The organism is Bradyrhizobium sp. 141, from assembly GCF_023074055.1.
GTDB lineage: Bacteria > Pseudomonadota > Alphaproteobacteria > Rhizobiales > Xanthobacteraceae > Bradyrhizobium.
Map to the genome: position 1 here is coordinate 42,413 of NZ_JADPKR010000115.1, position 14,943 is coordinate 57,355.

The following is a 14,943-nucleotide window of genomic DNA, read 5'->3' on the forward strand; positions in this document are numbered from 1 at the left end:
GGGAGGTCGGCACCACTTGATTTCGTGCATTCCAACGTGCCGGTCGTGATCTCGTTCCACGCTGCCTTCGCATTTTATTGGGCCGCGGTTCGCTCGCGCTTAAATAGGAACACTCGTTCCTTGCGGACGTTGGCCGGCTATGACCGACACCGAATTACGCGCACAGTCTTTCCAGATTGCCTGGAAATATCTCGATCGATCCGGCCTGCTCACAGGTGAGCACAGGGAGGCAGCTCGCTTCATCCTGAACAGAATCGACCGCATGATGCTGCGCGGAGAGCGGCGCAGACTGCTGCTGTCGAATGCCGCGATCGATGCTTATCGGCTGCGGCCCGTGCTTGTGAACGCATGATCGGCATGGACGCAACCAGTCGTTAACGAACGCTCCGCACCTGATTTTGCGATCGCGATTCGTGCCTTGCGAACGAAGCGGAGTCGGATCGTGAACAAACAAAAAGCCCCCGAAGGGGCTCAGTGTCTAGGCGGCTTCCGTCTTCGGTACGGCGTCGGCATTCACTGAAAGCTTGACGACATCGCCTTCGACGGCACCGACATATTTCGTGTCGATGTAGTGATGATGGTCCTTGTGACCTTCCGGGCTGTCCTTGCGCGTCAGCTTGATTCGGTTGCCCTCGACGCGGTCGACGGTGCCGACATGTGCGCCGTCCTTGCCGATGATTTTCATGTGCTCTCTGATGTCAGCCATGTTGTCCTCCTTGCATAGGTCTCAACTGCCGACACCGATGTTCGTTGCAGCAGACGGGCGTTTGGACCCAAGGCGGTTTCCGCACGTTGAACCTCCGCGCATGGAGACCATTCAGGCCTATCTGGAACGGAAGCATGAGGAGCTCAGGCTGTTGAACGACTGCCTGAGACATCGGCTTGATCTGGCGCGTCCGCGTTCCGTCGACGACATCGTCAGGTCCAAATTCCAGATCACTGCGGCGCTGAGGGCGGAGCAGGAGCTGCACGACTGGAAAGCGACCGAGACAGCCTGGTCGCATACGGCCGATCGCGTCAGCGGGCCCTTCGAGTTCAGTTACGATTACCAGCGAGCGGACCTTACGGTGCGCGGGCCTTCATTCTATGAGTTCGACTGCGGCTGCGCGAGCACGGCGATCTATACTGCCTCAGGCATGGCCGCGATCTCCGCCGTGCTGCTGGCCTCCGCGCACATCGTCGAGAAGGCTGATATTCTGGTGCTTCCAGGCTCCTACGGCGAGACGCTGGAGCTGATCCGGGGCTTTGTTCCTCATTTGCGGCCCGTGGCTTTGAGTCTGCCGCTGGGCGATGCGTTTGCTTCGGGGAATTCGCCGCGAATTCTCTTGTTGGATTCCTGCTCCCGCGCGGGCGCTTTCGAGGCCGCGCTCCGAAGTGACGGCTCGGGTCTCGATCTTCTGGTTTTCGATACGACATGCTTCGCCGGCCGTTCGGGCCGGATCAGGCGTGTCCTGAGGTGGGCCCGGCGGTACGAAACTCCGCTGGTGCTGGTGCGAAGCCACAACAAGCTCGATTCGCTCGGGGCGGAATATGGCCGGCTCGGCTCGGCCGTCTTCGTGCACGGGAATGAGCCCCGGCAGCGGGCAGGACGCCCTGAATGGACACGTCTCGCGTCCGAGACCCGCAACGCGGTGCGACTTCTCGGCGGAGCGGCGTTGCCGGCGCATTTCCCGCCCTTCGTGGGCAGCGCGGCCTACTTGGCCCTCACGAAGCGGCGCGTTGCGGCGATCTTGCACAACAGCCGAAGCATGGCTCGATATTTTGCTGCGCAGCTCCCGGCACTATCGGCCGAACTCCATTTCACCCACGGTCTCTACGTCACCCTCAGGGGCAAGCGTCCGCTCGACGAGGCGAGCGCGCGGCAGGCCGCCGAGGACATGAGCAACGAACTGCGCGCAGAAGGCTTCCCGATCCGCCACGCCGGCAGCTTCGGTTTCGACTTCGCCGCGACCGAGTGGTTTCACGACGCGACCACGGATCAGTACAGCGTCCGGGTGACGGTCCCGGATCTGCCGACGGAGCTGTGGGACGATCTCACCGCCTCGGTTGCGCGGTGGTGGCGGGCCCATCAGTGGGCGGGGGGAGAAGCTTGAGTGTTTGGCGACAGGGCGAGGAAGGCGCCTCAATCAGTCGACCGCCAGGCAATGCTCCAGCTCCGGCTTGTCGTGGCCGCGACGGGCCCATTCCTGAACGGCAAAGGCGAGGTGATGCTGGCCCATCGCACCGCCAATGATAGAGGCCTGAGCCACCTTGATGGGCTTCGTGACCACGCTGGTGTTCACCACGCCTGCGTCGATTGCCAGGTACGACATCGCGACGATCGCCACCGCAGATGCGATAGCCATTCTAGTCCACTCGGAAGGCGGCATTAAAATCCTTATCGGGCGCACTGCGCCCGGCGCTTAGATAAGGCTGATCTGCGCGTTTCAAAGCCCGCGGCGAGGGGACCCACGCGTTCGTGAAGGGCGGGCGACGGACAAGGTTGATTGGTAAACGTGGCTGGCGATCCCGGCAGGACTCGAACCTGCAACCCGCGGAGTAGAAATCCGCTACTCTATCCAGTTGAGCTACGGGACCGTCTGGAGCCGCCCCGGTTTGGGGGCTGGCTGTTCATCTACCATGCCATTATGAAAAATATCGTCGTTCGCCAAGCCTGAACCGAACCCTTTTCCTCAATGCCGCGACAAAGCGGAACGGTGGCGTGTCAGGGTGCCGGGTTGAGCGGCAGCGGACTGGACGATGGATCACATCGCCGGTGACGCTGAATAGCTTCCGGGATGCGGCCGCCGGTCGACGGGTCTGGTATTGTTGCGCCATCAGGACGGCGTGCGCGGCACTATCTTGATCGGTCTCCTCTGGGCTTGCCCTTGTCATGGCGAATGCGACGATTTGCAGCTTTGGTTCCATCGCCTTCAGTCTGTCACCTTTCCGCGCATTTCATGCTGCCTGCGGGCGGCTGTCCGCAATTTCCAGGAGTCCATCATGATCGGTCTTGTTCGCGCCGTCACACTCTGCGCCGCGCTGGCGCTCGGCCTCAGCGCAGCGCAGGCGGCTGACAAAGCCTTCAAGCGCGACGATCTCGCCGATTCCGCCATCAAGCTGGAGGCGCAGATCAAGAGCGAAGCGGGGCCGGTCGCCAAGACCAATGCGACGCTGAAGACGGATGCCGACGCCGCCTTCCGGCGCAATGACTACCGCACGGGGCTGTCGGTGCTCGGCCAGATCGCGGCCACCACGCCGGAGGATACCGGCAATTGGCTGCGGCTCGCCAAGGTCATTTTCCAGATCTCGCCGAAAAGCTCGAGCGAGCAGACCTTCCTGCTGGAGCGCGCCTCGACCGCCGCCTACATTGCCTATCAGCGGGCCGGCAATCCGGGCGAGGAGGCGGACGCGCTTGCCGTGCTCGGCAAGTCGCTGGCGGAACGCAAATTGTGGCGGCCGGCGCTGGACGCGCTGCGGCTGTCGCTCGACATGCGCGAGGTCGCCGACGTCCGCGGCCAATATGAGAAAATGCGCGATGAGCACGGCTTTCGGCTGCTCGACTACACCGTCGACTCGGATTCGGCGAGCCCGCGCGCCTGCTTCCAGTTCTCGGAGGAGCTGGCAAAGCGTACCGACTTCGCGCCGTTCCTCGCGCTCGCGGGCCAGGACAAGCCGGCACTGTCGGCCGAAGGCAAGCAGCTCTGCGTGGACGGGCTGAAGCACGGCGAGCGCTACAACATCAATCTGCGCGCCGGCCTGCCGTCCACCGTGAAGGAAGGCCTGCCGAAATCGGCCGAGTTCAACGTCTATGTGCGCGACCGCAAACCCTTCGTGCGCTTCACCAGCCGGGCCTATGTGCTCCCCAGGACCGGCCAGCGCGGCATTCCCGTGGTCAGCGTCAACACGCCCGCGGTCAATATCAACGTGTTCCGGATCGGTGACCGCAACCTGATCAACACAGTGGTCGACAGCGACTTCCAGAAGACGCTGTCCAAGTATCAGCTCAGCGATCTCGGCGACGAGCGCGGCGTCAAGGTCTGGACCGGCGAGCTCGCGACCGCGATGACGCTGAACCAGGACGTCACCACGGCATTCCCGGTCGATCAGGCCCTCGGCGAGCTTCAGCCGGGCGTCTATGTGATGACGGCCGCCGCCAAGGGCCCAGGCTCGGACGACGAGTACCAGCTCGCCACGCAATGGTTCATCGTCTCCGATCTCGGGGTGGCGGCCTATTCCGGCAACGACGGTATCCACGTGTTCGTCAACTCGCTGGCTTCGACCGATCCGATCGGCAAGGCCGAGGTGCGGCTGGTTGCCCGCAACAACGAGATCCTGGCCACCCGCAAGACCGACGAGTCCGGGCACGTGCTGTTCGAGGCCGGCCTTGCGCGCGGCGAGGGCGGCCTGTCGCCGGCGATGCTCACCGTGACCGGCGAGAAGGCCGATTATGCCTTCCTCAGCCTGAAGTCCTCTGCCTTCGACCTGTCCGACCGCGGCGTCTCCGGCCGCGCGGTGCCTGCCGGCGCCGACGCGTTCGTTTATGCCGAGCGTGGTGTCTACCGCTCCAGCGAGACCGTCTATCTCACCGCGCTCTTGCGCGACGGGCAGGGCAATGCCGTCGCCGGCGGGCCCCTGACAATGGTGATCGAGCGTCCCGACGGCGTCGAATTCCGCCGCGCCGTGCTGTCTGATCAGGGCGCCGGCGGCCGCACGCTGGCCGTGACGCTCAATTCGGCTGTGCCGACCGGGACCTGGCGGGTGCGTGCCTTCACCGACCCGAAGGGCTCCTCGGTCGGCGAGACCACCTTCATGGTCGAGGATTACGTCCCCGACAGGATCGAATTCGATTTGTCCGCCAAGGACAAGCTGATCAAGGCTAACGCTCCAGTGGAGCTTAAGGCGGACGGCCATTTCCTTTATGGCGCGCCGGCTTCGGGCCTCCAGCTCGAAGGCGACATGCTGGTCGCGCCCGCGAGCGAACGCCCGGGCTTTGCCGGTTACCAGTTCGGCGTCGCCGACGAGGAGACCACCTCGAACGAGCGCACGCCGCTGGAGAACCTGCCGGAAGCCGACGCCAATGGCGTTGCGACCTTCCCGGTGACGCTGGACAAGCAGCCGGCCTCGACCCGTCCGCAGGAGGCCCAGGTCTTCGTCCGCATGGTCGAGACCGGCGGCCGCGCCGTCGAGCGCAAGATCGTGCTGCCGGTCGCGCCCACCGCGGCGCAGATCGGCGTCAAGCCGCTGTTCGGCGACAAGAACGTCGCCGAGGGCGACAAGGCCGAGTTCGACATCGTGTTCGTCTCGCCCGAGGGTGAGAGGCTGCGCCGCGACGGCCTGCGCTACGAGCTCCTGAAGATGGAGTCGCGCTATCAATGGTATCGCCAGAACAATTACTGGGAGTACGAGCCGGTCAAGTCGACCTCGCGCGTTGCCGATGGTGACGTGACTGTTGCGGCCGACAAGCCGGCGCGGCTTTCGCTGGCCCCCCAGCCTGGCCGCTACCGGCTTGATGTGAAGTCGAACGAGGCCGATGGCCCGGTGACCTCGGTCCAGTTCGACGTCGGCTGGTATTCCGACGGCAGTGCCGACACGCCGGACCTGCTGGAGACCTCGATCGACAAGCCGCAATATTCCTCCGGTGACACCATGACGGTGTCGGTCAATGTCCGCAGCGCCGGCAAGCTGACCATCAACGTGCTCGGCGATCGCCTGCTGACAACGCAGACCATCGACGTCAAGGAGGGCACTGCCCAGCTGAAGCTCCCGATCGGCAAGGATTGGGGCACCGGTGCCTACGTCGTGGCGACGCTGCGCCGCCCGCTCGATGCCGCTGCCCAGCGCATGCCGGGCCGGGCGATCGGGCTGAAATGGTTCAGCATCGACAAGCAGACCCGCACGTTGCAGGTGAAGCTGTCGCCGCCGGCCCTGATCCGGCCCAACGCGACGTTGAAGATCCCGGTCAAGCTCGACGGGCTCAATCCGGGCGAGGACGCCAAGATCGTCATCGCGGCGGTCGACGTCGGCATCCTCAACCTCACCAATTACAAGCCGCCGGCTCCAGACGATTACTATCTCGGCCAGCGCCGCCTGAGTGCCGAGATCCGCGACCTCTATGGGCAGCTGATCGACGGCATGTCCGGCACGCGCGGCCAGATCAAGTCCGGCGGTGACGCCGGTGCTGGCGAGCTCCAGGGCTCGCCGCCCGCGCAAAAGCCGCTGGCGCTGTATTCGGGCATCGTCACCGTCGCCGCTGACGGCACGGCCGAAGTGAGCTTCGACATTCCGGAGTTCGCCGGCACCGCGCGCGTGATGGCGGTGGCGTGGACCGCGACCAAGCTCGGCCGCGCCAACACCGATGTCGTGATCCGCGACCCCGTGGTGCTGACCACGACGCTGCCGCGCTTCCTGCTCAATGGTGACCGCGGCACGGTCAATCTCGAGATCGACAACGTCGAGGGCCAGGCCGGCGACTACGTCATCAACGTGAAGACCGGCGGCCCGGTGAAGATGACGGGCAATCCCGCGACCACGGTCAAGCTCGCCGCCAAGCAGCGCAACTCCTTCGCACTCGCGATCGATGCGACCGCGGCGGGGCCGGCGACGCTCGACGTCGACATCAAGGGCCCGAACGGCCTGGCGCTGGCGCGCCACTATGTGCTCGACGTCAAGGCCGCGACGCAGGTGCTGGCGCGTCGTTCGATCCGGACGCTGGCAAAGGGCGAGAGCCTGACGCTGACCTCGGACATGTTCTCCGACCTCGTGCCGGGCACCGGCAGCGTCTCGGTCTCGGCGAGCCTGTCGACCGCGCTCGACGCCGCGACGATCCTCAAGGCGCTCGATCGCTATCCCTATGGCTGCTCGGAGCAGATCACGAGCCGCGCCTTGCCGCTGCTCTACGTCAACGATCTTGCGGCCGGCGCGCATCTGGCGATGGACACCGAGGTCGACCAGCGCATCCGCGACGCGATCGAGCGGCTTTTGGCTCGTCAGGGCTCCAATGGCTCGTTCGGCCTGTGGTCGGCGGGCGGCGACGATGCCTGGCTGGACGCCTATGTCACGGACTTCCTGACCCGCGCCCGCGAGAAGGGTTTTGTGGTGCCGGACGTGCTGTTCAAGAACGCGCTCGACCGTATCCGCAACTCCGTCGTCAACGGCAACGAGCCGGAGAAGGACGGCGGGCGCGATCTCGCCTACGGCCTCTACGTGCTCGCGCGCAACGGCGCGGCGCCCATCGGCGATCTCCGCTATCTCGCAGATACCAAGCTTGCCAATCTCGCAACGCCGATTGCGAAGTCGCAGCTTGCGGCGGCACTCGCTCTCGTTGGCGACCGCAACCGCGCCGAGCGGGTCTATGGTGCCGCGCTCGACAGCCTGGCGCCGAAGCCGGTGCTGGAGTTCGGCCGCACCGACTACGGCTCGCAGCTTCGCGATGCCGCAGCTTTGGTGTCGCTTGCCAGCGAAGGCAATGCGCCGAAGGCGACGCTGACGCAGGCGGTGTCGCGGGTCGAGACGGCGCGCGGGCTGACGCCCTACACGTCTACGCAGGAGAATGCGTGGCTGGTGCTCGCCGCACGTGCGCTCGCCAAGGAGAACCTGTCCATGGAAGTGGACGGCCAGCCGGTCAAGACCGCGCTCTATCGCAGCTACAAGGCTGTGACGCTGGAGGGCAGGCCGCTGAAGATCACCAACACCGGCGATGCGCCGGTGCAGGCGGTGGTCTCGGTGTCGGGCTCGCCGGTGACGCCGGAGCCGGCGGCGTCAAACGGCTTCAAGATCGAGCGCAATTACTTCACGCTCGACGGCAAGCCAGCCGACATCAGCAAGGTCAAGCAGAACCAGCGCTTCGCGGTGGTGCTGAAGATCACCGAGGCCAAGCCGGAGTACGGCCACATCATGGTGTCCGACTATCTGCCTGCGGGCCTCGAGATCGACAACCCGAAGCTGGTGTCGTCGGGTGACAGCGGCACGCTGGACTGGATCGAGGACGGCGAGGAGCCTGAAGATACCGAGTTCCGCGACGACCGCTTCACCGCGGCGGTCGATCGCGCCTCGAACTCCAAATCGGTCTTCACGGTCGCCTATATCGTGCGCGCCGTGTCGCCGGGCAAATACGTGCTGCCGCAGGCCTATGTCGAGGACATGTACAATCCCTCGCGCTATGGCCGGACGGGCACGGGTAATGTTGAGGTGCGGGCGGCGAAGTGAGTGATGGTGGGATGAGCGAGGCCGAGAACATATCTCGTCATTCCGGGGCGGTGCGCAGCACCGAACCCGGAATCTCGAGGTTCCGGGTCTGGTCCTTCGGACCATCCCGGAACGACGGCAGTGGAGCGCGGGGCAGGGGCCATCCCCTTCTCTCCGCGCTCGCTCTCTCCCTCATCCTCGCCATTGTCGGCTTCGTCGGCTGGGTCTATTCCCTCGGCCCGCTGCCGCTCGACGAGGCGCGCCGGGTCTCGACCACCATCGTCGACCGCAACGGCAAGCTGCTGCGTGCCTATGCGATGGCGGATGGCCGCTGGCGTCTGCCGGTCGACGCGAGTTCCAACGTCGATCCGACCTATCTGAAACTGCTGATGGCCTACGAAGACCAGCGCTTCTACGCCCATGACGGCATCGACCCGCTGGCGTTGGGGCGTGCCGCCTTGCAGCTCGCGACGCGCGGCCACATCGTCTCGGGCGGCTCGACCATCAGCATGCAGCTTGCCCGCCTGATGGAGCCGCGGCGGCAGCGGTCGCTCTATGCCAAGCTGCGGCAGATGGTGCGCGCGATCGAAATCGAGCGCAGCATGAGCAAGGAGCAGATTCTCGATCTCTATCTCGCTCTGGCGCCCTATGGCGGCAATCTCGAAGGCATCCGCGCCGCCTCGATCGGCTATCTCGGCAAGGAGCCGAAGCGCCTGTCACTGGCGGAGGCCGCGCTGCTGGTCGCGCTGCCGCAATCGCCGGAAACGCGCCGGCTCGACCGCCATCCCGAAGCCGCGCGCAAGGCACGCGACCGCGTGCTCGACCGCATGGTCGAGGAGCAAATGGTCAGCGCCGACGACGCAAGGCAGGCCAAGACCGTGCCCGTGCCAAAACTGCGCAAGCCGATGCCGATCCTGGCGCCGCACGCTTCCGACACCGCGCTGACGACCGTCAAGGATACGCCGGTTATCAAGCTGACGCTGGACGCAAACTTGCAGAAGGTGCTGGAGCCGCTGGCGCGCGATCGCGCCATTGCGCTCGGGCCGAACATCTCGGTCGGCATCATCGTGGTCGACAATGAGAGCGGCGACGTGCTCGCCCGCGTGGGTTCAGCCGATTATTTCGACGAGAGCCGGGCAGGACAGGTCGACATGACCCGTGCGATCCGCTCGCCGGGCTCGACGCTCAAACCCTTCATTTACGGGCTCGCCTTCGAGGACGGCTTCGTTCATCCGGAAAGCCTGATCGACGACCGGCCCGTCCGCTTCGGCTCTTACGCACCCGAGAATTTCGACATGACCTTCCAGGGCACGGTGCCGGTGAGGAAGGCGCTGCAATTGTCCCTGAACGTCCCGGCGATCGTGCTGCTCGACCGCGTCGGCTCGAGCCGGCTGGCGTCGCGGCTGCGGCAGGCGGGCGGCAATCTCGTGCTGCCCAAGGACGAAGCGCCCGGGCTAGCCATGGGTCTCGGCGGCGTCGGCGTGACGCTGCAGGATCTCACGCAGCTCTACACGGGCTTCGCACGGCTCGGCACGACCAAGCCGCTGCGCGAGGTCATGGCCGACAAGGACGACCGCGAGCCGCTCCGGCTGCTGGATCAGGTCGCGGCATGGCAGGTCGGCAACGTGCTGCTGGGAACGCCGCCGCCGGAGAACGCCGCTCACAACCGCATCGCCTTCAAGACCGGGACCTCCTATGGCTATCGCGATGCGTGGTCGGTCGGGTTCGACGGCCGGATGACCATCGGCGTCTGGGTCGGCCGGCCCGACGGAGCGCCTGTCCCTGGCCTGATCGGGCGCGTCGCCGCCGCACCGATCCTGTTCGATGCCTTCGCCCGTACCGGCAAGACGCTGGCCCCGTTACCGAAGCCGCCGAGGGGAACCCTGGTTGCCAGCAATGCCAAGCTGCCGTTGCCGCTGAAGCGGTTCCGGCCCGTAGGGGAACTGGTGCGGACCGGCCGCGAGCAGGCGCTGCACATTCAGTTTCCGCTGAACGGCTCGCGGATCGATGTCGATCGTTCCGGGGGGCAGGAGAGCGCAGCGATGCCGGTCAAGGTCGCCGGCGGCGTTCTGCCCATGACCGTCATGGTTAACGGCACGGCACTCGGCGAGATCGACGGCCGCCGCCAGCGCCTGATCGATCCGCCCGGTCCCGGCTTTGCGCGGCTCACGGTGATCGACGCCACGGGCGCCGCGGACACAGTTGTCATTCGAATTCAATGAGCCCGGCTTAAGCGGTTGTGGCGATGGCGGTTTCAGCGTAAGCGGAACCAATGGCCGAGACCTACCCAGCCCCCCGTTTTGGAGCTCCCCGCGAGTCGAAATCGCCTGCAAATCCAGGCAGCGGGCTCGTGCGCATGCTCGACGTCGTCACGGCCAACCATGCGCGCGCGGTCGGCTTCCTCGTGCTCTGCGCGCTGCTGCTGTTCCTGCCGGGCTTCTTCACCATCCCGCCGATCGATCGCGACGAGGCGCGATTCGCCCAGGCCACCAAGCAGATGGTCGAGAGCGGCGACTATGTCGATATCCGCTTTCAGGAGGACGTCCGCTACAAGAAGCCGGTCGGCATCTACTGGTTGCAGTCGGCCGCGGTTGAAGCTGCATCGGCGCTCAAACTGCCGAAAGCCGAGTTGCGCATCTGGGTCTACCGGCTGCCGTCGCTGTTAGGGGCGATCGGCGCGGTGCTCATGACCTATTGGGCCGCGCTCGGCTTCGTCACGCGGCGCGCCGCGGTGCTGGCGGCGCTGATGATGTGCGCTTCGGTGCTGCTCGGTGTCGAGGCGCGGCTCGCCAAGACCGACGCGATGCTGCTGCTTTGCGTGGTCGCGGCGATGGGGGCGATGGCGCGGGCCTATCTGTCCTGGCAGCGCGCGGAGGACGAGACCCATCCGCCCTGGAGCTGGCCCGCGATCTTCTGGACCGCGCTTGCGGTGGGCATCCTGATCAAGGGTCCGCTGATCCTGATGTTCGCTGGCCTCACCATCGTTGCGCTCGCGATCCAGGACCGCGATGCCTCCTGGCTGTGGCGCTTGCGCCCGGTCTGGGGCCTGATGTGGATGCTGGTGCTGGTGATGCCCTGGTTCGTCGCGATCTTCTGGCGGGCCGGCGAAACCTTCTTCGCCGATTCCGTCGGCGGCGACATGCTGAGCAAGTTAGGGGCCCAGGAATCCCATGGCGCGCCGCCCGGGCTGTACCTGGCGTTATTCTGGATCACGTTCTGGCCGGGCGCACCGCTCGCGGCGATGGCGGCGCCCGCAGTCTGGCGGGCCCGGCGTGAACCCGGCGCGCAGTTTCTGCTGGCCTGGTTGATCCCGTCCTGGATCGTGTTCGAAGCCGTGCTGACCAAGCTGCCGCATTACGTGCTGCCGCTCTATCCGGCGATCGCCATTCTGACCGCCGGTGCGGTGGAGCGGCGCGTGCTGTCGCGCTCCTGGCTGATGCGCGGTTCAGCCTGGTGGTTCGCGATCCCCGCGGCCGCCTCGATCGTCGCGGTGGTCGGCGCGGTGATGCTGACGCGGCAGCCGGCCTTCGTGGCCTGGCCGTTCATCGCGGCGTCGCTGATCTTCGGCCTGTTCGCCTGGTGGCTCTACGACAACAATCGCGCCGAGCGCTCGCTGCTCAACGCGCTGGTCGCGGCCCTGATGCTGGCGGTGGTGGTGTACGGCATCGTGCTGCCGTCATTGACCCCGCTGTTTCCAAGCATCGAGGTCGCGCGCGCGCTCCGCAATGTCACCTGCGTCGGGCCGAAGGCGGCTGCTGCCGGCTATCACGAGCCGAGCCTGGTCTTCCTGACCGGCACGCAGACGCTGCTGACCGACGGCTCAGGTGCTGCGGACTTCCTGCGGCAAGGCAGCTGTCGCTTCGCGCTGATCGAGCAGCGCTCGGAGCGCAGCTTCGTGCAGCGCGCCGAGGCGATCGGATTGCGCTACAAGGTCGGGACGCGCATCGACGGCTATAATTTCTCGCAAGGCCGCGCGATCTCGATCTCGATCTTCCGGTCGGAAGGCACCGAATAGGATGCCGGCCCCGACCAGCATCGCGCCGCGTCCGGGCTATCCCGCGCAATTGCTCGCCGTGTCCCGGCAGGCGCTGGCGCAACTGGTTCGCACGCCCTCGCATTCGCGCCGCGCAGAGGCCGCGCGAAAACTGGCGCGGCATTCGCTGTGGCTCAGCGCAGCGGGCGCAGCCCTGGTCATCGTGCTGATGATCGCGTTCGACCAGACCGAGATCCAGCTGATGCCCGCGCGCGGCACGCCCGGCCTGTGGCCGATCCGCATCCTCACCGATTTCGGCAAGGATGAATATCTGTTGTCGGTGCTGGGAGCTACGCTGGTGGCTCTGGCGTTCGTTGCGGCCGGGCTGCATGGGACGCGCCGCGCGCTGCTGCTGGGACTCGGTACGCGGCTGCAGTTTGTATTTCTGTCGATTGCCGTGTCGGCATTCGTCGCCGAGATCCTGAAATATCTCATCGGCCGCGGTCGTCCGTTTGTCGGCGGCAAGGCCAATCCCTTCAACTTCGTGCCGTTCGAAGGGACGGGGGCGTATGCCAGCCTGCCGTCGGGCCATGCAGTGGCGGCGTTCGCCCTGGCGTTTGCCGTGTCGGCATTGTGGCCGCGCCTGCGCGTATTCATGTTCACTTACGCAATCGTGATCCTGTTGACGCGGCTGGTGCTGGTCGCGCATCACCCGAGCGACGTCGTGGCTGGCGCCCTGGTCGGCACGGTGGGCGCCATGGCAGTCCGCTACTGGTTCGCGGCCCGAAGGTTGGGCTTTGCCATCCGCGCCGACGGCACCATCGTGCCTCTTGCGGGGGCGGTCTCGGGCCGCCTCAAAAGGGTTGCCCACGGGGCATCCGCCCCATAAAAGCGGCTGCCTGCCGGGTCCGCCGGTTCCCCGGGGCAGTCCCATTCCAACCACGAGCCTCGATTTGTCGTCGTCCCAGCCTTCGGTTTCCCAGCCCGCGGTTTCCATCGTCGTCCCCGTGCGCAACGAAGCCGACAACATCGCGCCGTTGATCGCGGAGATCGGTGCGGCGCTCGACGGCCGCTGGGCCTACGAGATCATCTACGTCAACGACGGCTCGACCGATGCGACCGCCGAACGGCTCGCGGCGCTCATGACGCAGCGGGACAATCTGCGCCAGCTCCGCCATGCCAGATCAGGCGGCCAATCCGCGGCCGTGCGCAGCGGCGTGCGCGCGGCACGCGGGGTGATCGTGGCGACGCTCGACGGCGACGGCCAGAACAATCCGGCCTTCCTGCCCGACCTGATCTCGGCGGTCGAGAAGGGAGCAGGGCGCGTCGGCCTCGCTGCGGGGCAGCGCGTGGGACGCAAGGATACCGGCTTCAAGAAACTCCAGTCGCGCGTGGCGAACGGCGTCCGCAACGCCATCCTGAAGGACGGCACGCGGGACACCGGCTGTGGGTTGAAGGCATTCCGGCGCGAGGTCTTCCTGGTGATGCCCTATTTCGACGGGCTGCATCGCTTCCTGCCGGCGCTGGTCCGCCGCGAAGGCTACGACATCGCCTATGTCGACGTCATCGACCGGCCGCGCCATTCCGGCGTGTCGAATTATGGTTTCTTCGACCGGCTGTGGATCGGCATCATGGATCTCGCGGGGGTGTGGTGGCTGATCCGCCGCAAGAAGCCGACACCAGATGTGACTGAGGTGAACGCATGATCATCCAATACGGTCAGGCGCTGAGCAACTATCTCTACGACGTGTTCGTCGCCAAGTTCGATTTCTGGCTGGCATTCGGCCTGGTCGCGCAGCTGTTCTTCACCGCGCGCTTCCTGGTGCAGTGGATCGCGAGCGAGCGCGCCGGCAACAGCGTGGTGCCGATGGCGTTCTGGTTCTGCTCGATGGGCGGCGGGCTGATGACGCTGGTCTACGGCGTCGTGAAGCGCGAGCCCGTCATCATCCTCGGACAATCGCTCGCGACCATCATCTATATCCGCAACATCATGCTGATCATCAAGAACCGCGGCAGAGCTTCGAAGACGCTGGACCGCTGATCCCAGTCCTAAGCCGCGGACGCCTCCCAAACCCGTCTGAAATGATCCCAAGCGGCTCTTGCTATTTAAGGACCAAATGGTCCATATATTGGTCATGCGCCAATCTCCCGGACAGTTGCCGCGTGGGCGGCCCAGGGAATTCGACGTCGACGCCGCGGTCGAGCGTGCGATGGATGTGTTCTGGTCGCGCGGCTATCACGGCACGGCGCTGCCGGATCTGCTTCGGGCGACAAAACTCTCGCGCGGCAGCCTCTACGCCGCTTTCGGCGACAAGCATTCGCTGTTCCTGCGCGCGCTTGACCGCTACATTGGCGATGCCCTGGCTCGGATAGAGTTCGAATTCGACCCGCGCAAGGACTCGATCGACGGCCTGCGGGCCTACCTTGCCGGTTACGTCGAGCGCACCAGCGGGGCCAATGGGCGGCGCGGATGCCTGCTGGTGGCCACAGCCATGGAGCTGGCTGGACAGGATGCCGAGGTTGGCCGGCGCGTCACGAGTTTCTTCAAGGCGATGGAGGGCAGGGTGGCGGACGCGCTCTCCCGCGCCAAGGCGGCGGGCAAGCTGGCCGATGGCGTCGAACCCTCCAGTGCCGCCCGGATTCTCGTCTGCTTCGTCGAAGGGCTGCGCGTGACTGGCAAGACCGCGCCGGCGCGCGCCACGTCGCAGGCCACCGCCGATACGCTGCTCGATCGCTTCATCAGGTAAGCAACCCCATGGACGCCTCTCGCCGGCGGCCTATATCTGGACTGAATGGTCCTGAAA

General features: G+C 65.7%; 11 protein-coding genes and 1 tRNA gene. 9 read left to right on the forward strand and 3 right to left on the reverse strand.

Translation table 11 applies throughout. From position 1 onward, the window contains the following. The first annotated feature begins 139 nt into the window (after window positions 1-139). Window positions 140-352 carry a hypothetical protein gene (locus IVA81_RS38890; protein WP_247328868.1) on the forward strand — a complete coding sequence of 71 codons (213 nt, stop codon included), beginning with the start codon at window positions 140-142 and terminating at the stop codon, window positions 350-352. Between the two features lie 126 nt (window positions 353-478). On the opposite strand, the gene IVA81_RS38895 is transcribed toward IVA81_RS38890, so the two are convergent. Continuing rightward, complete coding sequence (locus IVA81_RS38895; RefSeq protein WP_027574503.1) at window positions 479-706, reverse strand: DUF2171 domain-containing protein; 228 nt, start codon at window positions 704-706, stop codon at window positions 479-481. Between the two features lie 100 nt (window positions 707-806). Between IVA81_RS38895 and IVA81_RS38900 the strand changes: the two genes are divergently transcribed. Then, the gene (locus tag IVA81_RS38900) at window positions 807-2,093 is read left to right on the forward strand and encodes a hypothetical protein (protein ID WP_247330214.1); all 1,287 of its coding nucleotides are present in this window, start codon (window positions 807-809) and stop codon (window positions 2,091-2,093) included. Between the two features lie 33 nt (window positions 2,094-2,126). On the opposite strand, the gene IVA81_RS38905 is transcribed toward IVA81_RS38900, so the two are convergent. Both IVA81_RS38905 and IVA81_RS38910 read right to left on the reverse strand, forming a co-directional pair. Further along, window positions 2,127-2,345: a hypothetical protein gene (locus tag IVA81_RS38905; protein WP_247328871.1), complete on the reverse strand. Its 219-nt coding sequence runs from the start codon at window positions 2,343-2,345 to the stop codon at window positions 2,127-2,129. Between the two features lie 155 nt (window positions 2,346-2,500). Next, window positions 2,501-2,577, reverse strand: a tRNA-Arg gene (locus IVA81_RS38910). Between the two features lie 405 nt (window positions 2,578-2,982). On the opposite strand from IVA81_RS38910, the gene IVA81_RS38915 reads away from it, so the two are divergent. The 7 genes from IVA81_RS38915 to IVA81_RS38945 all read left to right on the forward strand — a co-directional run bounded on the left by IVA81_RS38915 (window position 2,983) and on the right by IVA81_RS38945 (window position 14,886). Next, entirely contained in the window at window positions 2,983-8,187 is a 5,205-nt protein-coding gene (locus IVA81_RS38915) for an alpha-2-macroglobulin (RefSeq protein ID WP_247328874.1), read from the forward strand. Between the two features lie 11 nt (window positions 8,188-8,198). After that, a complete protein-coding gene (pbpC, locus tag IVA81_RS38920) occupies window positions 8,199-10,388 on the forward strand; it encodes a penicillin-binding protein 1C (protein ID WP_247328877.1) in 2,190 nt (729 codons plus the stop codon). A 50-nt stretch (window positions 10,389-10,438) separates the two neighbouring features. After that, window positions 10,439-12,181 (forward strand): glycosyltransferase family 39 protein, encoded by a 1,743-nt coding sequence (locus IVA81_RS38925; RefSeq protein ID WP_247328880.1) that lies wholly within the window; start codon window positions 10,439-10,441, stop codon window positions 12,179-12,181. 1 nt (window position 12,182) lies between these two features. Beyond that, window positions 12,183-13,028, forward strand: coding sequence for a phosphatase PAP2 family protein (locus tag IVA81_RS38930; protein ID WP_247328923.1), 846 nt, complete (start codon window positions 12,183-12,185; stop codon window positions 13,026-13,028). Window positions 13,029-13,092: 64 nt separating this feature from the next. Further along, complete coding sequence (locus IVA81_RS38935; protein ID WP_247328926.1) at window positions 13,093-13,845, forward strand: glycosyltransferase family 2 protein; 753 nt, start codon at window positions 13,093-13,095, stop codon at window positions 13,843-13,845. Beyond that, window positions 13,842-14,180, forward strand: a complete 339-nt coding sequence (locus IVA81_RS38940; protein ID WP_018323154.1) for a lipid-A-disaccharide synthase N-terminal domain-containing protein — start codon at window positions 13,842-13,844, stop codon at window positions 14,178-14,180. Before IVA81_RS38935 ends, IVA81_RS38940 begins: the two co-directional genes overlap by 4 nt. Window positions 14,181-14,256: 76 nt before the next feature. Further along, window positions 14,257-14,886, forward strand: a complete 630-nt coding sequence (locus IVA81_RS38945; RefSeq protein ID WP_247328930.1) for a TetR/AcrR family transcriptional regulator — start codon at window positions 14,257-14,259, stop codon at window positions 14,884-14,886. The last annotated feature ends 57 nt before the right edge of the window (window positions 14,887-14,943 follow it).

What these genes read in the sequence shown, in the direction of transcription:
- IVA81_RS38890 (WP_247328868.1), top strand. Translation starts at nt 140, where the DNA reads ATGACCGACACCGAATTACGCGCACAGTCTTTCCAGATTGCCTGGAAA.
- IVA81_RS38945 (WP_247328930.1), top strand. Translation starts at nt 14,257, where the DNA reads ATGGTCCATATATTGGTCATGCGCCAATCTCCCGGACAGTTGCCGCGT.
- IVA81_RS38940 (WP_018323154.1), top strand. Translation starts at nt 13,842, where the DNA reads ATGATCATCCAATACGGTCAGGCGCTGAGCAACTATCTCTACGACGTG.
- IVA81_RS38915 (WP_247328874.1), top strand. Translation starts at nt 2,983, where the DNA reads ATGATCGGTCTTGTTCGCGCCGTCACACTCTGCGCCGCGCTGGCGCTC.
- IVA81_RS38900 (WP_247330214.1), top strand. Translation starts at nt 807, where the DNA reads ATGGAGACCATTCAGGCCTATCTGGAACGGAAGCATGAGGAGCTCAGG.
- pbpC (WP_247328877.1), top strand. Translation starts at nt 8,199, where the DNA reads ATGAGCGAGGCCGAGAACATATCTCGTCATTCCGGGGCGGTGCGCAGC.
- IVA81_RS38895 (WP_027574503.1), bottom strand. Translation starts at nt 706, where the DNA reads ATGGCTGACATCAGAGAGCACATGAAAATCATCGGCAAGGACGGCGCA.
- IVA81_RS38925 (WP_247328880.1), top strand. Translation starts at nt 10,439, where the DNA reads ATGGCCGAGACCTACCCAGCCCCCCGTTTTGGAGCTCCCCGCGAGTCG.
- IVA81_RS38905 (WP_247328871.1), bottom strand. Translation starts at nt 2,345, where the DNA reads ATGGCTATCGCATCTGCGGTGGCGATCGTCGCGATGTCGTACCTGGCA.
- IVA81_RS38930 (WP_247328923.1), top strand. Translation starts at nt 12,183, where the DNA reads ATGCCGGCCCCGACCAGCATCGCGCCGCGTCCGGGCTATCCCGCGCAA.